The organism is Haloarcula sp. K1 (assembly GCF_001647155.1).
In the GTDB taxonomy this organism is placed as follows: domain Archaea; phylum Halobacteriota; class Halobacteria; order Halobacteriales; family Haloarculaceae; genus Haloarcula; species Haloarcula hispanica.
Window position 1 is genome coordinate 20,655 of sequence record NZ_LRHL01000004.1, and the last position, 20,588, is coordinate 41,242.

Below are 20,588 nucleotides of genomic sequence, written 5' to 3' on the forward strand. Positions count from 1 at the left end.
CATGAGTACTGACACCGACAGCGATTCGAGTTCGAACAGTTGCAAAGCGCCCGACTCGGACGGCGAGGTAGCCGAAGACATCGCCATCGTCGCGTTCGAGCGGAAGATGGACACCGCCGAGGACATCGTCGACGGCATCGGCGACCGCTACGAGTCCATCGACATCCTCGAATACTACGGCGACGTGTTCGAGGAGCACTGGGGCGAGTACGACTGCTTCATCGGCCTGATGGCCAGCGGCATCGCGATGCGCAAGACGGCCCACTTGCTCGACGACAAGTGGGACGACCCCGCAATCTGTGTCGTCGACGAGGAGCTCACCTGGGCCATCCCCATCACCGGCGGCCACCACGGCGCGAATCAGGTCGCCGACGACCTCGCAAGCATGGGCGCGGTGCCGGCGATGACGACCGCGAGCGAGGCCGCCGACAAGCAGGGCGTCGAGAAGCAGGCCAAGGCGCTTGACGCCCACGTCGTCAACGGGGACTCGACGGTCGCGACGAACCTCGCCGTGCTGGACGATGAACTCGGCCCTATCGAGCGCCTTGACGGGCCGAAGGCCGTGCTGGTCGACGACGACGTGACGGTGCTCAAGCGCAACAAGGACGACGGCGTCGTGCTCGGGTGTGGCAGCGTCGCCGGCGCGGATGTCGAGCAGTTCCACGCGGCCTGGGAACAGGCGCTGGACGAGGCCGACCTCGACCGCGACGACGTGGAGTTCATCGCGACTGGCACCCGAAAAGCCGACGAGGAAGGCATGCTCGCCGCTGCTGAGGAGTGGGGGCTAGGTGTCATTGCCTTCGAGAAGGAGACGTTGGAGGAGTTCGAGGGACCGACCCCCTCGCGGTCGAAGGAACTCATCGGCTGGCCGGGCATCGCGGAGGCGTCGGCCATCGCCGCCGGTAGCGAGCACGATCTGCTGGCCGAGAAGACCCGCTATGACGAAGCTGTGACCGTCGCTATCGGGCGCTAATCTCGCTTTTTCTCAGGCATTGGGTTTTGGTTCCAGCTTTTCGCAACCGAGCAGCTACTGAACCATCTCTGGCCGCGACTCCACAACTGTTCCGAGTTCTTGCCACTGTACAACTCTAAACTTATTTATTATGTGGGCCTGTGGTGACAAATGGCGCATGACAACACTACTCGAAGACAAGACGGCGGTCGTCACGGGCGGCGCGAGCGGGTTCGGCCGGGCCATTTGCAAGACGTACGCCGAGAACGGTGCGGACGTTATTGTCGCGGACCTGCAGGAAGAACCACGCGAGGGCGGCGAACCGACCCACGAACTGGTCGAAGCCGAGACAGACCAAACAGCACACTTCGTCGAGTGCGACGTGACCAACCCCGACGACCTGGAGGTGGCTGTCACCGCGGCCGAGGAACTGGGTGGTATCGACATCATGGTCAACAACGCCGGCATCTCCGAGATAGCGGACTTCTACGAGACTACAGAGGAGGACTACGACCGGCTGATGGACGTGAACACGAAGGGGGTGTTTTTCGGCGCGCAGGTCGCGACGGAGGCGATGCGGGAGAACGGCGGTGGCACTGTCATCAATATGTCCAGCTCCGGCGGCATCCGCGGCACCGGCCTGCTGGTCAACTACTGCACTTCGAAGGGCGCAGTCCGACTGTTCACGTACGCGCTTGCGGATCGCCTGAGCAACTACGACGTCCGGGTCAATGCCATCCATCCGGGCTACAGCAAGACCCAGATGTTCGAGGACGAGCGCATCGACGACACGACGAAGATGATGCTGAAGGAACTCATCCCCTCGGGCCGCTTCGGCGAACCCGAGGAGATCGCCGACGTAGCGACGTTCCTCGCCAGCGATATGGCCTCATACGTCAACGGTGAGAGCGTTGTAGTCGATGGGGGGCTGACCAACACCTAATTGGGGCTATTGAACTGTCTGCGGTGTGATTCGCGGACGCGAGTACGGTCGAACAGTCACTGCTCTCGGCTCCTTTCTGAACTCGAATACAACTGAACTACCACCTCTCAACGCCTGCGCTTGGACTAGTACAAGCACAATTGTTTTATGCGAAAGCGGCGTTGTACTCACCATGCGCCACAGTATCGAGATTCGACCGGCGGCTCTCGGAGACCCAGGATGAGCAGCGACGGACGCCAGTCGACAGCGGCCGCGGCCGAGGCGACGCGTCCCGCTGACTACGGGACGCTGTACGTGGTCGGCATCGGACCGGGGTTACCCCACGACATGACTCAGCGGGCGAAAGACGTCATCCAGACCGCTGACTGCATCATCGCCTCGAACCTCTATCAGGAGTTCCTCCGGAAGGACGGCACGCTCCCGCCCCAATCGGCTGAACTCGACGGCGAAACCGATGACGGCGAAATCGCCGACGAGGAGGGGACTGTACTGGAGCGGCCCGACGGCCGCCAGCAGACGCTCATCCGCTCGTCGATGGGGAAGCAAGTCGAACTCGCCCGCGAGGCGTTCGAGCGGGTTCGGGCCGGCGAGGACATCGCCCACGTCTCCGGCGGCGACCCGAACGTCTACGGGAAGTCCGACCTGCTGTTTACGATGGCCGATGCCGACGACGCCGACGATGTCCCCATCGAAATCGTCCCCGGTGTGACCGCAGCGCTGTCGGGGGCAGCGAACCTCGGCGCGCCGCTGTCGAACGATTTCTGTACGATTTCGCTGTCGGACAAATGGCGCGGCTGGGACGAAATCGAGGAGAAGCTCCGGGCGGCCGCGATCAGCGGCTTCGTCGTCGTCCTCTACAACTGCTGGCGCGACTACGAGCGAGCCGTCGATGTTCTGCGGGAGGAACGAGCGGACGACGTGCCCGCCGCTATCGTCAACGACTCCGGCCGCGGGGAAGCCGGCCGGAACCTCGACGACGAGACGGAGACGATCACGACGCTTGGCGAACTGTCCGAACACGACGACAAGGTCGGCGGCATGGGTTCGTCCATTGTCGTCGGCACTCACGAGACCGAAGTCTGGCGCAACGATTATCAGGAGTTCCTCGTCACCCCGCGTGGCGGGCGTGACGTCGACGATTTCTAACAATGAGCACTGACAACACTACTGACGCAAGTACCGAGACAGAATCGAAATGCGGGGCGAGCGAGGCGGGAAGCGCCTCCGAGAGCGCGAGCGAAGTAGAGACCGATACCACCTCGAAATGCGGTGCGAGCGCGAGTTCGTCGACAGAGACGAGTCCGGACACGGGCGACGACACCGCCTCGAAGTGCGGGGCCTCATCGTCGTCCGGCTCCTCGTCTTCCTCCAGCAGTAGCTCCTGTGGCGCGTCCTCGTCGTCCGATTCCTCGGACGAGGAGGAGGTCGGCGCGACCGTCGACGACTTCGACGCCGAGCCGGGCCAGCTCATCGCCGTCGGCCTCGGCCCCGGCCAGCCCGAAGGGATGACCGCCCGCGCCCGCTCCGCCCTCATGGACGCCGAGCACATCGTCGGCTACACGACCTACGTCGAACTGCTCCCCGACGAGGTGACCGACGCAGCCGACGACATCTACAACACGCCGATGTGTGGCGAGGTGTCCCGAACCGAGGAGGCCATCGACCGCGCGCTCGCGGGCAACGATGTGGCCATCATCGGCAGCGGCGACCCGAACGTGTACGCGCTGGCCGGCCTCGCGCTGGAGATCATCGAGTCCAAGGGCGCGACGGCGACAATGCTCGATTTCGACGTGGTTCCGGGCGTCCCGGCCGCCCAGTCCTGTGCAGCCCGCGTCGGCGCGCCGCTGGTCAACGACACCGTCTCCATCTCGCTGTCGGACCACCTCACCGACATGCCGACCATCGAGTCGCGGCTCCACGCCGCCGCCAAGGAGGGCTTTACCATCACCATCTACAACCCCTGGAGCCGGAAACGGCGGGACAACTACGAGAAGTGCTGTGAGATCTTGCTGGAACACCGCGACCCCGAGACGCCCGTTGGCGTCGTCCACGCCGCCGGCCGCGAGGACGAACAGGTCGAAATCGTCGAACTCGGCGAATTGCCGGAACTCGGCGAAACGGACCTCGTCGACATGACCACCACCCTGCTCGTGGGCAACGAGGACACCTACGTCTGGGACGACCGGATGGTGACCCCGCGGGGCTACGAAACCAAGTACGACTACTAATGTACCGAATCACTATCGACCGTGAGGCCTGCGACGGTATCTTCGCCTGTCTCGTCCGCGACGACCGCTTCGTTGAGGATAGCGAGGGACTGGCGGCTATCGAGACGGACGACCAGACGGCAATCGAGGCCACTTTCGACGACGACCGGAGAGACGACGCCGAGCAGGCCGCCGCGGCCTGTCCGCTGGACGCGATTCACGTCGAATCCGTCGAGGATGGCGCAGGAGCCGTCGATGTCCCGGCGAGTGACACCGAGGAGGTCCAGCCATGAGCGTCGAAACGGGTGCGCCAAACGATATGCTCGCAGCCCACCCCGAGACGGCGTACTTCTGGGGTCGGGTCACCGGCGACGGCGAGTGCGAGGACAGCTGTATCACCGTCCGGACGAACGACGAAACGGCCGCTCGGCGGCTCGCTTCCATCGCTGGTGCGGAGCGGGCCGACCGCCGCATCGTCGAGCGGGCGTATGCCCACGACACCTCGATTACCCGTCAGGAGGAGGAGTTCACCGTCCAAGTCGTCGGCGGGCTGGCCGACCGCGCCAGCGCGGCGCTTGGCCTGCCGTTCGAGGGCGACTCGGGCGGCTACCGCTTCGACGCGCTAGCCGACTACGACCGGCAACTCCTCCGGGGGCTGCTCGAAGGCTGTGGCACGGTCTGTTTCAAGTCCGACGACGACGCCGTCGGCATCTCCTTTGTCCACGAAGACGAGCGACTCCTCCGGACGATACAGACGCTGCTCGACCGCTGTCCGGTCGACGCGCCGTACGACGACCTCTCGGAGACATCGTCGGGCTACTGGTTCGGCGTGGCCGACGACGCGGCACCTGCCCTCGGCGACTGGCTGTACGAGGGCAGCGAAGAGACGGGGTTGTTCGCGCCGAGCCGCCGGCGCAAGCTCCAGAAAAGCGTCGAACGAGTCCGATGAGCGAAGCCATCACCGCCCCCGACACGCTGGACGACGAAGCGGTGCTGCTGGTCGGCCACGGCTCCCGGCGCGAGAAGTCGAACGAACAGGTCCGCGACCTTGCGGTCGAACTGGAGGGCCGACTCGGCATCCCGGTCGACGCGGCCTTTCTCGAACTGGCCGAGCCGGCTATCGACGAGGCCATCGCGGGGCTGGCCAGAGCCGTCTCGCAGGTATCGGTGGTCCACCTCTCCCTGTTTGCCGCCAGTCACGTCAAAAACGACGTGCCCCTGGCCGTCGAGCAGGCCCGCGAGGCCCACCCGGAACTGACCATCAACAACGGCGCGCACCTGGGCGTCCACCCGGCGCTGCTGGACCTGCTGGACGACCGCGCGGCGGCCGTCGAGGCCGAACTGGGCGTCGACCGCGAAGAAGACGAGGTGGCTGCCGTCGTCTGCGCCCGCGGCTCCAGCGACCCGGACGCAAACGCCGACGTGCACAAGCTCGCTCGCCTGCTGTACGAGGGCCGCGAGTTCTCGCGGGTCGAAGCGTCGTTCATCGGCGTTACAGAGCCGCTCCTCGACGACACCCTGCACGACATCGCCAAGACCCGGCCCGACGCCGTCGTCGTCATCCCGTACATGCTCGGCGACGGCGTGCTGACCGGCCGTATCAAGGACGGCGCGCGCGAGTTCGACGAGGAATACCCCTACGTCGACGCCGCGCCGGGCGAACCGCTCGGGACCGACACGCGCCTGCTGGACGTGCTGGGCGACCGCTGGCAGGAAGCTCGGACCGGGAGCGTCGAGATGTCCTGTGACACCTGCAAGTACAAGGTCGAACTGGACGGCTACGAGGAGGACCAGGGCGGCGCTCGCGCGATGCTCCGGGCGCTGACCCACCAGGCCGAACACGCCGACCGCGAGAACGTCGACGACGACCCCCACGTCCACGACGCCCCCGAGAAACACGTCGCCGTCTGTACGAACCAGACCTGCGCACAGGACGGCGCACCCGCGGTCCTCGAACGACTGCGCCAGGCCGCCCGCGACAGCGACCAGTGCGACGCCCGCATCACGCGGTCGTCGTGTCTCGGCCGCTGCGGCGAGGGGCCGATGGTCGCCGTCTACCCGGACGGTGTCTGGTACGGCGGCGTCGAAGACGAGGACGCCGCCGACATCGTCTCCTCGCATCTTGACCGCGACCGCATCGTGAGCGAACTCGTCGACCAGACGCTTTGAGAGTACACCCTTACAACACTACAACCATGAGCTGCTACGAAATCGAGGCCCTCCGACTGGGCCTCATGAACGTTCTCGGTACCGAAGACGACCACGCCCGCCAGCACGCCGAACAGGAGCTGGAGGGTCACATGACCGGCCCCATCGAGGCCCTCGCCGGCGCGGAGACGCTGGCCGCCATCGAGCGCCACCTCGACGCCGCGCTCGTGGACCTCGAAGAGGAGATCGCCGCGACCCCCGAAGACGACCCCGAGTACGACTACCTCCGGGGGCGACTCGTGGCGGTCCGCGACGCCGAGCGGGCGGTGTCGCGCATCACCATGCAGGGCGAGGACGTCCTCGACGGGCTGGGTGAGGCCCACGACGTCCTCCACGAGGCGTTCCCGGTCGATGAGTAGCCAGGGCACTCCGACCGCCGACCTCGGAGACGTAGTGCCGGCCCGCTCGCGCCATCAGGGCCGCCGTTCGGCGGTCACGCTGACCGACGGGCTCGCGGTCGTCGGGACCGCCGACGGGGACCTGCAGGCGTTCGACGTGTCGACAGGTTCCGGCCCTCCACGTCGGCGCTGGCAGTACGAAACAGACGGGGAGCCCAGCGTCGTCGCGGCGGTACCGTTCGACGGCGGTGTCGTCGTCGGTGAACGCAGCGCCCGTGGCGAAATTCGGTGTCATGACACCGACGGGACGCTGCGCTGGCGGTACGAAACCAGGACGGACCTCGGCGCGGCTCAGCAGGAGACGCGCTTCCTGCTCCCCTTTGTCGCGTCCCTCGCCACTGACGGTGACCGGCTGTACGCCGCCGCAAGACGGTACGAGCGACGGACTGACGATGACGGGAACGACCTCCGCCACTTCGAGAGCGTCGTCCACGCCTTTTCGCCCGACGGCACCGTCGACTGGACGTACCGGACCGACGGTTCGCCGATATCCCTCGACGCCGACGATGGCCGCGTCGCAGTCGCGTACAACCGCTGTCCCGGCGACCACCAGCACGGCCTCGTCGTCCTCGATGCCGCCGACGGTGACCCGCGCTGGATGTGGGACCCCGGCACCGACGGCCAGCGGCGTGTCGGTGACGTTGCCCTGCTGGACGACGGCGCTGTCGTCTCCAGCCACGGCGACTACTGTGGCTACCGGCTCGACAGCGGCGGCCGGGAGCGCTGGCGTGTCCCGCTGGCGACGCCGACCGACGTGGACGGCGACATCGTCTACGCGTACCCGAACCACGTTCACGCGACAGAGGTGGGCGCGGTGTTTGTGACCGGCAACACCTACCCCGAGGAGGGCCGCGAGACAGAGGCACGGCATCCGACCGAGCACACTGTCGTTGGCGTCTCGCCCGATGGCGACCGTCGCTGGGACGCGCCCGTCGGCGGCTTCGCTAGCGGGCTCGGCACCGACGGTTCGTTACTCGCGGTCCCCGGCGCGCAGAACTTCCGGGACCGCGACGCCGACGACCACGCACTGCGGCTGTTCGATGTCGCAGACGGCCCCATCGACATATTGGACACCGACGGCGTCGTGACGGCGGCCGCAGTCTCCGATGGGACCGCTGTCGCCGTCGAGGAGCCGGTCGTCTACCACGACGAGGGCCGCGAGCGCGGGGCGTACCGGTTGCACCGAGTCGAGATGGGAACCGACACCGGCCGACCGCGTCGTTGACGCGCCGAGGTAGCGATTTGGGCCGGTAACGGTCCGGGCGAACGATTTCTGATTCAGATGTCCTGTTCCCGGTTTGGCTCCGGTTACTGTGTTATGGGGTGTCAAACTAACCGTTCGCTAGTCGTAGCGCCTCGGTATGGGAGCCGAGTATGGCCAATGACACAGACGCGGATCACGAGGAGGGACCGTCGGACGCGGACTCCGAGGCCGACGACGACAGCACTGCTGTCGATGACCACCCAACCGAGCGCGAGCGGGAGTTCGCGCAGATGCAGCGCCGGCTCAACGAGCGGGAGATGGGCCTCGACCAGCGGAGCGCGGAACTCGACCGGCGCGAGGAGAAAGTCGACGCCCGCGAGGAGGAACTCGACCAGCGAGCGACGGAACTGGACGAGCGGGAGTATCGGCTCGACGAACGCGAGGCTGCTCTCGACGACCGGGAGACTGCGCTCGACGAGCGCGAGGCCGAACTGACCGAGTACAACGCGCAGTTATCCGAGCGCGCCGCGGAACTCGACGAGCACGAGGAGACACTGAACACCTACCTCTCGGGGCAGATGGCGGAAGTCAAGGAGGCCGTCGGGGAGACGATGCACGACGCGCTCGACCAGTACGAGGCGAGTCGGTCGACCGGTCGGTTCGGTCCGACCGGCACGATGCTCGTCGGGCTGACCGGTGTCGCGCTCGTCGTTGCCGGGATCGGGTTCGGCGCGCTGGTCTCGGCCGGTACGGCGTCGTTCGGCGTCGGCGGGACGACGACGAACCTCGCTATCGCCGCCGTCGTCGCTATCGTCGGCCTGGCGCTGAATCTCGGAACGGTTGCCGGAAAAATCTGAGCCGCGTCGTCGTTAGTCCGCGGTCGCGGGATAGTCCAGGTCGTCCGCGACTGGGGTATCACTGTCCCCGAGCCAGGCGTGAACCCCTGCGATTGTGGCCCACAGCAGCAACTGGCCGAACACGACCGTCCAGCGGTAGGCTGCGACGAGCGCGGCGGGCACGTCGCCGTGGACCGGGTTCGCGGGTGCGAGCGCGACTGGAACCGCGAGCAGCGCGAGCGGCAGCGCCGTCGCCCCGAGTCGAACTGCCGCGTGGCGTCCCTCGGCCCGTCGATACGTGAGTCCGGCGAGCACCGCGACCAGCGCGCCAAGCGTCATCAGGCCGGCGTACCAGGCGAGGCGCGTCTCCGTTCCGAGCGCCTGCTCGACGCCCGGCGGCTGCGGCGGCAGGACGAGCCACGGCGCGCCGGAGACGGTGAGGAAGCCGGCTCCGGCGAGCGCCAGTCGCTTCGTCGCGCCCGAGCCGGGAATCGCGGGTTCGAGGAAGAAATACGCCATCCCGAACACTGCGACGCCGAAGAGGATACCCCAGAGGACGCCGCCGCCGATGCTCGCGACGGCCGTCGTGAGCCCGGAGACGACGGGGCCGCCGCCGTGGCCGTGCCCGTGTTCGAACGTCTCCAGTCCGGCAGTGAAGCTGTTCCCGACTGTCGCGACGAACAGGCCGTAGACCAGCCCGCCGGCCACGCCGGCCACTGCGCCGCGTTCGAGGTAGTCAGTCGCCATCAGTGGCAGGTGATCCCGGCGCTGTGTCGGAAGTTGTGCAGCGAGTCGTGCAGCATCGGGTCCTGCACGAACAGCAGCGTGAAGCCGAGCGCCGCCACCAGCGCGACGGCAATGGCGATCTGCGGGCCGGTCAGCGACGCTCTGGCGCGTTCGATACGGTCATGCACGCTGTCCGTAGCGCGTGCGGTGTCAGTGTCGTCCTGCATTGAAATCTCGTTTGTCTTAAGAACAAGTAAGATTGTAAAACTTCCGCCTGAGACAGCTCCGGCCGGGGGTTATCGCTTGCTGGCGACGGCGTCGACGCGCTCGGCGGTCAGCGCGTCCAGCGGGACGACCGACGCGTCCGTTTCGTCAGCAACGAGGTCGAGCAGACCGGCGCGACTCCCTTCGCCCGCATCCACGACGACGGTGCGGTCGGCTGCTTCGCCGAGCGTCCGCGCCGCGTTTCTGGTCGCTGCGACCGGACTCCCGTCGGCGGTGTTCGCCCGGCCGTCGGTCACGACGACGACAACGCCGGCGTCCGGGTCCGCCCGGTCGAGCACTTCCCGAGCGGCCGCCAGCCCGTCCGGCAGCGGCGTCCGGTCGCCGGTCGGGAGGTCCTTCAGGTGTCGGGCCGCCAGCGAGACGCTCTCGGTCGGCGGGAGGACCACGTCCGCGCCCTCGCCGGCGAAGGTGACAAAGGCGACCTGGTCGCGGGCTTGGTAGGCGTCCTTCAACAGTTCCAGCACAGTCCCCTTCGCGGCTTTCATCGCCGGGCGCATCGACGCGCTTGCGTCGACGGCGAACACGACCAGCGTCTCGGCGTCGCCTGCACGAACGGACTTCCGAAGGTCACGTGACTCGACATGGCCGCTCCCGCGACTGGCCGCCGCCCGGACCGACGCTGCGGCGTCGACCTCATCGTCCCGGCCGGCGCGCTCGGTTCGGACCGTTGCACCGCGTTTCGTCCCTGTCGCGCTCGCACGGCCGCTTGCGCTCCCACCGTCGGTGTCGACCGACGGGGCATCCACGTCGGGTGCGCCGCTGTCGCCGACTGTGGCGCGGGACTGGCCCGGCAGCAGCGGGGTGGCGTTTTCCGGGTCGTCGGACTGGTTGGACTCTCCCTCCCCACCGTCGTCTCCGGCCGCTCCTTCGCCGTCGCCGGCCTCTGCTTCCTGCCGCTCGCCGTCGCTGTCGGCCGAGGTGGGCGTTGGCTGCTCGCCGCGCTCGCCTGACTCGTCGTCGCCGCCCTCGCCGGCGTCACCGCTGTCGTCCGGCCGCTGTTCTTGCTGTTCGCTTCCGTCCTCACCGCCTTCGGAATCGGCTCCGTCGTTTACTGACTCGTCGCCGGCCCCCGCTTCCTCTCCATCGTCTTCCGCGTCACCTTCCTCGTCACCGTTTTCTCCGTCGTCGTCGGACTGCTCCTCGGATTCGTCCTCGCCGTCCTCGAAATGGTCGTCGAGCACGTCGTCCACGTCCGGCGCGTCCTCGAAGGGCCGGGAGGTGAGCCGGTGGGGGAGCGCGAACTCGGCGGCGCGCTCGATGTCTGATTCAAGAACCGTCGTCCGCCCGTCGAGCGCGGCGAACGTCCGGGCCGCCCGCGCGGTGGCGATGTCGCCGCGGTGACCGTCGAGGCCGGCGTCCCGACAGAGTTCGGCGATCTGCTCGCGGAACTCGCGGGCGAGGGCGACCTCGGGCAGCAGTTCGCGGGCGGTCCGCAGGCGCTCGCCCGGGTCGCGGTCGGGTTCGCTCTGCATCTCCTCGTCGCCGTCCTCTCCCAGTGCTTGGTCGATGATAGCGACACGGTCATCGAGGTTCTCGCAGGCCGACACCTCGGTCTGCAGGGCGAATCGGTCCCGCAACTGCGGGCGGAGGTCGCCCTCCTCGGAGTTCATCGTCCCGACGAGGGTGAACTCGGCGGGGTGGGAAACGGTGACGCCGTCGCGCTCGACCCGGTTCTGGCCGCTCGCAGCAGCGTCGAGCAGCACGTCGACGAGGTGGTCGTCCAGCAGGTTCACCTCGTCCACGTAGAGGATGCCGCGGTTCGCGCGGGCCAGCAAGCCGGGGTCGAACTCGTGGTCGCCGTCGAGCGCGTCGGCCACCGACAGCGTCCCGACGACGCGGTCCCGGGTCGCGCCCAGCGGGAGCGTGACGAGTGGCACCGACCGCGTCTCGACGGGTGGGTCCGCCCGCGTCCGGCAGTCGTCACACTGGGCCTCCGGCCTGTCCGGTGGACAGCCGTAGGGACAGTCCGCGACCGCGCGCTGCTCGGGCAGCAGGTCGGCGAGGGCGCGCACGGCCGTCGATTTCGCCGTCCCCTTCTCGCCGCGGACCAGCAGGCCGTCGAGGTCGTCGTCTGTCGCGACGGCCAGCAACCCGTCTTTGAGGTCCCGCTGGCCCACCACGGCTGCGAAGGAGGCCTCCTGCGAAGCTTTTTTGCCGTCGCCGAGTACAACCATACTTGTATTAGTGCAAACGGAGATTTAATAACGTTATGCCACAGCTAGGACTCTACACCGCGACGGAGAACGAACTCGGGGCCGTCCAGCGGGCCGCGGACGAGGTCGACGCCGACCTCGTCGTGCGCTCGGAGAGCGACCTCGACGACGAGCCAGCGGTCGAGGCGTTCGTCGACGAACTGACAGACGCCGACGCCGTAATCCTGTGGCTCCACGGAGCCGAGGACAGCATGCCCGGCTACGAGATGGCCGTCGAGCGGTTGCGCGAGGCCGGCGTCCCGCTCGTGGTGAAAGCGACGGGCGACGCCTTCGCCTTCGAGGACACGTCGGTTCCTGACGAGCACCGCGAGACAGTCTACGACTACCTCGAGAAGGGCGGGGCGAGCAACGTCGCCAACTGCGTGCGCTACCTGGTGGCGCAGTACGGGCACGCCGACCCATCCTACGACGACCCGGTGACGCTGCCGACGGAGGGCGTCTACCATCCCGACCATCCGGGCGCGAGCATCGACGACCTGCGGGTGACGTTCGACCCGGCGAAACCGACCGTCGCCGTCTGGTTCTACGAGTCCCACTGGACCCACGAGAACACCCGCTACGTCGACGCGCAGGTCCGGGCCATTGAGGCCCACGGGGCGAACGCGCTCCCGATATTCTGTGAACCGGCGACCGACGCCGAGGGCCAGTGGAACGCCGAACAGGTCACTGAGGAGTGGCTCCTCAATGCCGACGGCAACCCGCTGGTCGATGCAGTCTGCTCGTCGTTCATGTTCTCGCTGTCGATGGACGAACGCGGCCGCAGCGCCGACGACGAAGGCCAGAGCGCCGAGGACGTGTTCCTCGACAAACTCGGCGTCCCGGTCATCCAGACCGTGACGACGATGCGGTCCCGGTCCCGGTACGACAGCAGCGACACGGGCGTGATGGGCTTCGAACTCGCGCTCTCGGTCGCGCTGCCGGAGTTCGACGGCAACGTCATCACGCACCCCATCTCGGGCAAGGAGCGGACCGACGACGACGCCGGCATCGGTAGCGCGCCGAAACAGCACTTCCCCATCGACGACCGCATCGACCACGTCGCGCGGCTGGCGGTCAACTGGGCCGAACTGCGCCACACCCCGAACGACGAGAAGCAGGTCGCCGTCGTCCTCCACAACTACCCGCCCAGCGACGACGGCATCGGGACCGCTTTCGGGCTGGATTCGCCCGAGAGCACGGTGAATCTGCTGGAAGAGCTGGACAGTCGGGGCTATGACCTGGGCGACACGATGCCCGACAGCGGCCAGTCCCTCGTCGAACGCCTCACCGCCCAACTGACCCTCGACGACCGCTGGGTTGCGGCCGAAGACGTGCGCGAGCTGAGCGTCGACACCGTCTCGCCGACCCAGTACGGCGAGTGGTTCGAGATGCTTGACGACGACTTCCGTGAGAACGTCGTCGAGGAGTGGGGCGACCCGCCCGAGCGCCCGTTCGCAATTCCCGGCGTGGAGTTCGGAAACGTGCTCGTGACAGTCCAGCCGCCACGGGGCTTCGGCATGGACCCCTCGAAGGTGTACCACGACTCCGACCTCCAGCCGCCACACGACTACGTCGCCTTCTACCGCTGGCTCCGCAACAGCTACGAGACGGACGCTGTCGTTCACCTCGGGACCCACGGCAGTCTGGAGTGGCTGCCGGGCAAGACTGTCGGGCTGGACGGCGAGAGCGCACCGGACCAGCTCATTGACGACATCCCGAACGTCTACCCCTACATCGTCAACAACCCCGGCGAGGGGACCCAGGCGAAGCGGCGCTCCTACGCCGCCATTGTCGACTACCTGACCCCGGTGATGGCTAATGCCGGGACCTACGACGACTTGGCCGACCTGGAAGAACTGGCCGACCGCTACCGCGAGGCCGGCATGGAAGACGCTCGGACCGACGACGGCGAGCACCTCGCCGAGCAGCTCCGCCAGACCGTCGACGAACTGGACCTCGCTGTGGAGCTGGGCATCGCTGGTGAGATTGACGAGAAGGCCGACGTACGTGGCCCTGACGAAGCCGGGTCGACGCTCGCGGAGGGCGACGTTGACGGTGAAGAACTCGACATCGACGCCCTCGTCGAGCGCGTCCACGAGTACCTCACCGACGTGAAGACGACCCAGATTCGGAAGGGCCTGCACACGATGGGCGAACCGCCGGCGGACGACCGGCTCGTCGACTATCTGGTCGCGCTTACGCGGCTGGAGAACCCCGGTGCGCCGTCGCTCCGCGAGAGCGTCGCGGCCGTGCTCGGTGTCGACTACGACAAACTCCGCAACGCCCCCGGCGAGTACGACGAGACGCTGGGGATGACCTACGCCGAGGCCGCCGACCACGTCCACGAGACCAGCAAAGACCTCGTCCGGACGCTGGCCGAGCACGACTTCGACGTGCCCGAGAGCGAACTCGAAGACAACACCTCGGAGGTGAATATGAACCTTCTCGTGGTCGACATCGAACCGCTCGGGGATGCCCGCGTGCGGTCTGGCGCACACGAGGACCTCCGCGAGGCGCTGGCCTACATCTGCGAGGAGGCGGCCCCCCGGGTGGCCGGCGCAGCCGACGAGATTCCCCGCACCGCCGATGCTCTGGCTGGCGAGTACGTCCCGCCCGGCGGCTCCGGCGCGCCGACCCGTGGCGGTGTCGACCTGCTCCCCACAGCCAGAAACTTCTACACACTGGACCCGCGGAAGGTCCCGGCCAAGACGGCGTGGGACGTGGGCAGCGAGGTCGCCGACGGTGTACTGGAGCGCCATGAAACCGACGAGGGCGAGTACCCCGAGGAAATCGGCGTCGTCGTCTGGGGCACGCCGACGGTTCGGACCCGCGGCGAGACAATTGCGCAGGTGCTCGCGCTGATGGGCGTCGAACCGGTCTGGTCCGACGCCGGCCGCGTCGAGGACGTGGAGCCGATTCCGCTCGAGGAACTCGGCCGCCCGCGCATCGACGTGACGACGCGGGTCTCCGGGCTGTTCCGCGATGCGTTCCCGGCGGCAGCGGGGGTCGTCCACGACGCCGTCGACGCCGTTGTCGACCTCGACGAACCCCACGAGATGAACTACGTGAAGAAACACGTCGAGGAAGAAACGGAAGACCTCGTGGCCGACGGCATGGACGAGGGCGACGCCGAGAGCGCGGCGAAACACCGCGTGTTCACCACTCGCCCCGGCGGCTACGGTGCCGGGACCAACAAGGCCGTCGACGAGGGCAACTGGGACGACCGCTCGGACCTCGCCGACGTGTACGTCCAGTGGGGCGGCTACGCGATGGGGTCCCGGGGCCGGGTCAGCGACGCCCACGACGCCTTCGAGCGCCGCCTGTCCTCGGTCGACGCGACGGTCAAAATCGAGGACACCGCCGAACAGGACGAGTTCGACTCCTCGGACTGGTACGCCTTCCACGGCGGTTTCATCTCCGCAGTCACGGAAATCGCCGGCGAGGAGCCGAACTCCTACGTCGGGGACTCCTCGGATCCGGACAACGTCGACGTCTACACCAACGAGGAAAAGGTCCGGAAGGCGATGCGCGCCCGCGTTCTGAACCCCTCGTGGCTCGACTCGATGGAGAAACACGGCTACAAAGGAGCCGGGGACCTCTCGACGACGGTTGACGTGGTGCTGGGCTGGGACGCGACGACCGACGTGGTCAGCGACACGCTGTGGGAGGACGTGGCCGAGCGCTACGCCTTCGACGCGGACCGACAGGAGTGGCTCCGGGACGTGAACCCCTGGGCGCTGGATTCGATCACCGACACCCTACTCGAAGCTATCGACCGCGGGCTCTGGGACGCCGACGACGAGACGCGGGACCGCCTGCGGGATCTGAACCTGGAGGTGGACGGTGATTTGGAGGCCCGTGCCGGGGCTGGCTCCAGCAACGATTCGACAGAGGTGACCTCAGATGACGACTAACACAGACGACGTGACAGACGACGAGACGAACAGCGACGACGACTTCGAGGAGTACGCCGACCTCGGCGCGACCACCTCGAACGCGATGGACATCGCGGAGACGTCGATGGACCGCGTGCGCGAACTCGTGCCGGACGAGACGCTGGCCGACCGGATTCGCCAGAAGTCAGTCCACGCGACCGGTGACCCCGAGTTCCAGCACCTGATGCGGTTCACCGGGACGGACGACGACGAACCGGTCCGTGCGGGGGCTCGCGCTGTCCTCGATGAACAGCCCATCGTCACCGACATCACGATGGTCAAGGCCGGCATCACCGGTCGCGGTCACGACTGTCCGGTCCAGAAGGCCATCGGTAACGGCGCGGAACTGGCCGCCGAAACCGGGATGACTCGCACGGCGGCGTCGGTCCTCGAACTCGACAAGCAGGGCGTCTACGACGGGGCGATTGCCGTCGTCGGGAACGCGCCGACCGCCGCGCTCGCGCTGGCGGACTGCATTGAGGACGGCACGCGCCCGGCGGTCGTCGTCGCCACGCCCGTCGGCTTCGTCAAGGCCGCCGAGAGCCGAGAGCGGCTCCGCGAGGTCGCCGCCGAGCACGGCGTGCCGACCATCACGAACGTCGGCCGCCGCGGCGGGAGCGGACTGGCCGCCGGGCTGACGAACGAACTGGTGCACGTAGCCTCAGACGTACGAGACGGGGAACTCACGCTCGATGAGTAGCGACGACTACGACCTCGATAGCAGGCCGGACCCAGCGGCCATCGCGGCGAGCGCGCCCGAGGACCCCGACGCCGACCGGCCGGTCCACGCTGTCGGCATCGGCCCGGGGAACCTCGATTTCCTGACGCCGCGCGGTGAGCAGGCGATTCGCGAAGCTGACGTAGTCGTCGGCTTCGAGACGGTCGTCGACTTCGTCGCCGACCGGACCGACGCGGACCTGCTGACCTGTGGCTACCGGGACGAACTCGACACGCTGGAGACTTTCGCCGAACGCGTGGCCGACGGCGAGCGTGGGACTGCGGTGGCGATGGGTGACCCGAACCATTCGGGCTACCAGTTCGTCGGGAAGGTCCAGCGTGCCGTCGACCGGCCGGTTCGTATCGTGCCGGGCATCTCCTCGCTGCAACTGGCTGCCAGTCGCGCCCGGACGCCAATGGAGGACACGACCTTTGTGACGCTCCACAAGAGCGGCGACCTCTCCACCGACCTCGACCGGCTCCGGAGCGACGTGGGCGACCGACACCTGCTCGTGTTGCCGCGCCCCTTCGACCTGATGCCCGAAGACGTCGCAGCCGAACTGCTGGACGCTGGCGGCAACCCCGAGCTGCCGGTGCTGGTCTACGAGCGACTGACCCACGACGACGAGGACCGGACCGCGACGACGCTCGGCGATCTTGCCAAAGATGCTGGCGGTGGCGGCAGGGACGACACGCGGTTCTCGGACCTGTCGGTGTTCGTCGTGCGGCGAGACTGAGGCCGTTTTACTGCGGTCAGCTAACTGCGGCGGGCTCTTGCTGCCGCCGCCTGTATTCGTTTATCAGACGGAACGCCAGCACGTACCCGATAGCAGCGAACACGATGGCCAGGATGATGTTCCCCGTCCACAGTCGGACCAGCACGTCGCCGCCCATCGACATCGACACACCGTCGAATGACAGCCCGGGTATCGGCCCCAGAATCCGGTTGCCGAGCCAGAAGCTCGACGCGTACACGCCCCACTTGACTGGCGGATTGAGTATCAGCACCGAGGCAAACAGCGCGACCTTGCTGAGCTGTCTGAACAGGTACGCGAGGACGAAAAAGGCGATGAACCCAGTGCCAAGCGTCGGTAGCGCGGTGAGGAACACACCGACGCTGAAGCTCATCGCGACCTCTCGCGGAGAGTGGTCCTCTATCAGCGCGGTCACCAGCTTCTCTTTGACCTGTTCCCGCGTCTGCGCTACTCGTCGGCGAACCATCTACGTGCCAGAATGTACCGTGGGTACAAATCGCTTCCTCTCGTCGACGGGAGCTCGGCACTGCCGCCGCGACAGCCCTAATCGCCCTCGCCGTCGGTCGCCATCGGCCGGTTTGTGGCGGCCAGCGTCGCCTCGAACGTCTGTGGCGTGCGCGTGTCGGCCATCGTCCGTGCCGTCTCGACGGCGGTTGCGACGGCCTCGGTGACGAGCGGATGGTCGCCCAGCGTGTCAGTGTAGGCGAGCCCGCCTCTGTCGAGGTCGAGCTTGGCGGGAATCTGCGTCTCAGTTGCGTCGGTCGGCGCGAGAAAGAGCGGCACGGCGACGGCGTGGTCGTGGGTGAGGTTGTACCTGACACATTCGACGGCGGGGTTTTGCAGCAGATAGCACGGTTCGACCTCGCCGAAGGCCGACCGCTCGCGCAGGCGCTCGGCGTGGTACTCCGTCACCTGCCGCTGATACGGCTTGCCGCTGGAGCCGAAGGCAACGAGTGCGACGGACGAATCGGCAGCTTCCGGTACCGCAGCGGCGGCACGATCACGGAGCGCTTCGGTCAGCAGTGGGCTTCGCCCAACCGGTTCGCAGTAATGCGTCTCGGCGTCGACCTCCTCGAGCGCCGCCGGAACGTCCGTGACTGTCGTGTGGTCGTGAGCGACGGTCATCGGGAGCGCAAACACCCGGTCCGCATCGATGGCTACCAGTTCGTCGCGTAACTCCCGACGGGGTTCGTGGTCGTAGGTCAGCACCCTCACGTCGGTGGCTACCCCGCGCTCGCGCAGACGGCGAGCGTGTGTCTCGTAGGGCGTAGCGCGTGACGTGTCCCGACCGATGAGCAGGAGTGTGTCGTGTGGCATTGGTAGCTCCTAACGCTAAAACAACTCAGCTTGTTTTAGCGAAAGTTGGCTTGCCTGAACGTTGGCAGGAACCCACTAATACCTTTGGGTCCCCCGTCGTACCGGCTATCGACGACCGTCTGTGCAGCGCAGCGGGCACCGGGTCTTATGGATGCTGGACCGCAATCTCGGGCTATGGACGTGACCGAGAGTGACCTGCCCGGCGTGGGAAAGAAACACGAGGTGGACATCGGCGGTGGCCAACAACTGGTCGTCGTGACCCACAACACGGGCACTCGCGAACTGTATCTGAGAGAGAGCGAGGACGCCGACTCTGTGAAGTTGCTCGAACTCTCTGACCGGATGGCTCGGATAGTCGGCACGATACTCGAAGGCGCGTACTTCCAGCCGGTCGAATCCAATCACGTCGAGACGATGCTGTCGGAGGGCACGCTGCTCGAGTGGTACGCAGTCGAGGACGACTCACCGCTGGTCGGTGAGACGCTGGCCGGCGCTGATGTCGGTCAGCGGACTGGCGTCACTGTCGTCGCGATACAGCGCGACGACGACGTCATCGCCGCCCCCGCGTCCACCGCCGAAATCGAGGCCGGTGACACAATCGTCGTCATCGGCGAACGCGACAACTGTGAGCGGTTCGAGCAGCTCCTTGGCGGAGAGCTGTAGACAGATGTCTGTAGCCGGCTCGTTGGGAGGCTACCGCCGTGGCTGACCTGCTCGGTATCGGTGTGTTGTTCGCCGCCGTCGCGGTCGCTACCCTCGTCGCCGTGTGGCTGAACAAGTCGGTGATTCCGTTCTACATCATCATCGGGATGGTGCTGTCGCCGTCGGTTGCGGGGCAATTCTCCGTCGCCGGCTACGGCCTCCCCGTCGTCGAGTCCTCCGAGTTCATCGAACTCGGCGCGGAGCTCGGTATCGTCTTCCTGCTGTTTTTCCTCGGGCTTGAGTTCAATCTCGACCGGCTGCTGGACCGCTGGGAGCGCATCACCAGAGCGGGGACCATCGACCTCGCCATCAACTTCGGTGCCGGTCTCCTGCTCGGGTTCGCGCTGTTTCGCGACCCGCTCGCGGCCTTTCTGGTCGCCGGCATCGTCTACATCTCCTCGTCGGCCATCATCACGAAGTCGCTCATCGACCTCGGCTGGATCGCCAACGACGAGGCCGACCCGTTGCTCGGGACGCTCGTGTTCGAGGACCTGGTCATCGCAGTGTATCTCACGATAGCCGCCGCTCTCGTCGCCGGCGGGTCCGACGTGGGGGCCGCCGTGACCTCCGTCGGCGTCGCGCTCTCGTTCATCGTCGCGCTCCTGCTGCTGGCCCGTTACGGGACGCCGTGGTTCGAGCGGGCCCTGCAGACGAACTCGAATGAGTTCACAGTGATACGAGCCGTCGGCATCACGGTTCTCGTCTCCGGCATCGCCCTCGATATCGGCGTCAGCGAAGCTGTCGCTGCCTTTTTCGTCGGGATGGCCTTCGCCTCGACCACCCACACACATAAACTGGAGAACCTGTTGGAGCCTGTCCGCGACACGTTTGCGGCGGTGTTTTTCTTCTGGATCGGCGTCGAGACCGACCCCCGATTGTTCGCAAGCGTCGCGGGGCTGGTCGCCGCCGCTGTCGTCGTCACCACGCCGACGAAAATCCTGTCGGGCTATCTGGGCGGCCGCGCGTACGACCTCGACCCCCGTCGGTCGATACGCGTCGGCCTCGGCATGGTCACTCGCGGCGAGTTCTCTCTGATCATCGCTGCCGTCGCACTGACCGGCGCAGGCACGTCGCTGTCGTCCGAGCTAGCCAACGCCGTCTACTCCTTTACTGTCGCCTACGTGCTCGTGATGAGTATTCTCGGGACGATGCTGATGCAGTACTCTGCTCCCTTCGAGGACTTTGCAACGGCCCGCTTCGGGGCGGAGTAA

The 20,588-nt window shown here is 67.0% G+C and carries 20 protein-coding genes; 15 read left to right on the top strand and 5 right to left on the bottom strand.

Annotated elements, in window-relative coordinates:
• Position 1 precedes the first annotated feature (1 nt).
• From cbiG to AV929_RS02060, 10 genes are all read left to right on the top strand, one after another.
• The gene (gene cbiG, locus AV929_RS02015; protein ID WP_064287257.1) at positions 2 to 973 is read left to right on the top strand and encodes a cobalt-precorrin 5A hydrolase; all 972 of its coding nucleotides are present in this window, start codon (positions 2 to 4) and stop codon (positions 971 to 973) included.
• Between the two features lie 157 nt (positions 974 to 1,130).
• A complete protein-coding gene (locus AV929_RS02020; RefSeq protein WP_064287259.1) occupies positions 1,131 to 1,895 on the top strand; it encodes an SDR family oxidoreductase in 765 nt (254 codons plus the stop codon).
• A gap of 219 nt (positions 1,896 to 2,114) precedes the next feature.
• Positions 2,115 to 3,041, top strand: coding sequence for a precorrin-3B C(17)-methyltransferase (locus AV929_RS02025; protein WP_064287261.1), 927 nt, complete (start codon positions 2,115 to 2,117; stop codon positions 3,039 to 3,041).
• A 2-nt stretch (positions 3,042 to 3,043) separates the two neighbouring features.
• The gene (gene cobJ / locus AV929_RS02030; protein ID WP_064287264.1) at positions 3,044 to 4,123 is read left to right on the top strand and encodes a precorrin-3B C(17)-methyltransferase; all 1,080 of its coding nucleotides are present in this window, start codon (positions 3,044 to 3,046) and stop codon (positions 4,121 to 4,123) included.
• Positions 4,123 to 4,395 (top strand): ferredoxin, encoded by a 273-nt coding sequence (locus AV929_RS02035; RefSeq protein WP_050037427.1) that lies wholly within the window; start codon positions 4,123 to 4,125, stop codon positions 4,393 to 4,395. Before cobJ ends, AV929_RS02035 begins: the two co-directional genes overlap by 1 nt.
• Positions 4,392 to 5,051: a hypothetical protein gene (locus AV929_RS02040; protein ID WP_064287266.1), complete on the top strand. Its 660-nt coding sequence runs from the start codon at positions 4,392 to 4,394 to the stop codon at positions 5,049 to 5,051. The genes AV929_RS02035 and AV929_RS02040 overlap by 4 nt, the downstream gene beginning before the upstream one ends.
• Positions 5,048 to 6,271 carry a CbiX/SirB N-terminal domain-containing protein gene (locus tag AV929_RS02045; protein WP_064287268.1) on the top strand — a complete coding sequence of 408 codons (1,224 nt, stop codon included), beginning with the start codon at positions 5,048 to 5,050 and terminating at the stop codon, positions 6,269 to 6,271. The genes AV929_RS02040 and AV929_RS02045 overlap by 4 nt, the downstream gene beginning before the upstream one ends.
• A gap of 26 nt (positions 6,272 to 6,297) precedes the next feature.
• Positions 6,298 to 6,669, top strand: coding sequence for a DUF3209 family protein (locus tag AV929_RS02050; RefSeq protein WP_014039269.1), 372 nt, complete (start codon positions 6,298 to 6,300; stop codon positions 6,667 to 6,669).
• On the top strand, positions 6,662 to 7,933 hold the full coding sequence (locus AV929_RS02055; protein WP_064287270.1) for a PQQ-binding-like beta-propeller repeat protein: 1,272 nt from the start codon (positions 6,662 to 6,664) through the stop codon (positions 7,931 to 7,933). Before AV929_RS02050 ends, AV929_RS02055 begins: the two co-directional genes overlap by 8 nt.
• 149 nt (positions 7,934 to 8,082) lie before the next feature.
• On the top strand, positions 8,083 to 8,769 hold the full coding sequence (locus AV929_RS02060) for an Rnase Y domain-containing protein (RefSeq protein WP_064287272.1): 687 nt from the start codon (positions 8,083 to 8,085) through the stop codon (positions 8,767 to 8,769).
• Between the two features lie 12 nt (positions 8,770 to 8,781).
• Here the strand turns inward: AV929_RS02060 and AV929_RS02065 are convergent, their stop codons facing one another.
• From AV929_RS02065 to AV929_RS02075, 3 genes are all read right to left on the bottom strand, one after another.
• Positions 8,782 to 9,495 (bottom strand): CbtA family protein, encoded by a 714-nt coding sequence (locus AV929_RS02065; RefSeq protein WP_064287274.1) that lies wholly within the window; start codon positions 9,493 to 9,495, stop codon positions 8,782 to 8,784.
• Positions 9,495 to 9,701, bottom strand: a complete 207-nt coding sequence (locus AV929_RS02070; protein ID WP_014039273.1) for a CbtB domain-containing protein — start codon at positions 9,699 to 9,701, stop codon at positions 9,495 to 9,497. The genes AV929_RS02065 and AV929_RS02070 overlap by 1 nt, the downstream gene beginning before the upstream one ends.
• 69 nt (positions 9,702 to 9,770) lie before the next feature.
• Positions 9,771 to 11,933 (bottom strand): VWA domain-containing protein, encoded by a 2,163-nt coding sequence (locus tag AV929_RS02075; RefSeq protein WP_064287276.1) that lies wholly within the window; start codon positions 11,931 to 11,933, stop codon positions 9,771 to 9,773.
• A gap of 35 nt (positions 11,934 to 11,968) precedes the next feature.
• Here AV929_RS02075 and cobN point away from each other — a divergent pair, with 35 nt between their 5' ends.
• Genes cobN through AV929_RS02090 form a run of 3 tightly spaced genes read left to right on the top strand, consistent with a single transcriptional unit; the run spans position 11,969 to position 17,340 of the window.
• Positions 11,969 to 15,865, top strand: a complete 3,897-nt coding sequence (gene cobN / locus AV929_RS02080; RefSeq protein WP_064287278.1) for a cobaltochelatase subunit CobN — start codon at positions 11,969 to 11,971, stop codon at positions 15,863 to 15,865.
• Positions 15,855 to 16,586 carry a precorrin-8X methylmutase gene (locus AV929_RS02085; RefSeq protein ID WP_064287280.1) on the top strand — a complete coding sequence of 244 codons (732 nt, stop codon included), beginning with the start codon at positions 15,855 to 15,857 and terminating at the stop codon, positions 16,584 to 16,586. Before cobN ends, AV929_RS02085 begins: the two co-directional genes overlap by 11 nt.
• Positions 16,579 to 17,340, top strand: a complete 762-nt coding sequence (locus AV929_RS02090) for a cobalt-precorrin-7 (C(5))-methyltransferase (protein WP_050007529.1) — start codon at positions 16,579 to 16,581, stop codon at positions 17,338 to 17,340. Before AV929_RS02085 ends, AV929_RS02090 begins: the two co-directional genes overlap by 8 nt.
• Positions 17,341 to 17,356: 16 nt before the next feature.
• Here the strand turns inward: AV929_RS02090 and AV929_RS02095 are convergent, their stop codons facing one another.
• Together AV929_RS02095 and AV929_RS02100 are read right to left on the bottom strand one after the other, a co-directional pair.
• Entirely contained in the window at positions 17,357 to 17,824 is a 468-nt protein-coding gene (locus AV929_RS02095) for a DUF2062 domain-containing protein (protein WP_064287282.1), read from the bottom strand.
• 77 nt (positions 17,825 to 17,901) lie between these two features.
• Positions 17,902 to 18,675, bottom strand: coding sequence for a CbiX/SirB N-terminal domain-containing protein (locus tag AV929_RS02100; RefSeq protein ID WP_014039279.1), 774 nt, complete (start codon positions 18,673 to 18,675; stop codon positions 17,902 to 17,904).
• Positions 18,676 to 18,849: 174 nt separating this feature from the next.
• On the opposite strand from AV929_RS02100, the gene AV929_RS02105 reads away from it, so the two are divergent.
• Positions 18,850 to 19,338: a cation:proton antiporter regulatory subunit gene (locus tag AV929_RS02105; RefSeq protein WP_014039280.1), complete on the top strand. Its 489-nt coding sequence runs from the start codon at positions 18,850 to 18,852 to the stop codon at positions 19,336 to 19,338.
• 38 nt (positions 19,339 to 19,376) lie between these two features.
• Positions 19,377 to 20,588 carry a cation:proton antiporter gene (locus AV929_RS02110; protein ID WP_064287283.1) on the top strand — a complete coding sequence of 404 codons (1,212 nt, stop codon included), beginning with the start codon at positions 19,377 to 19,379 and terminating at the stop codon, positions 20,586 to 20,588.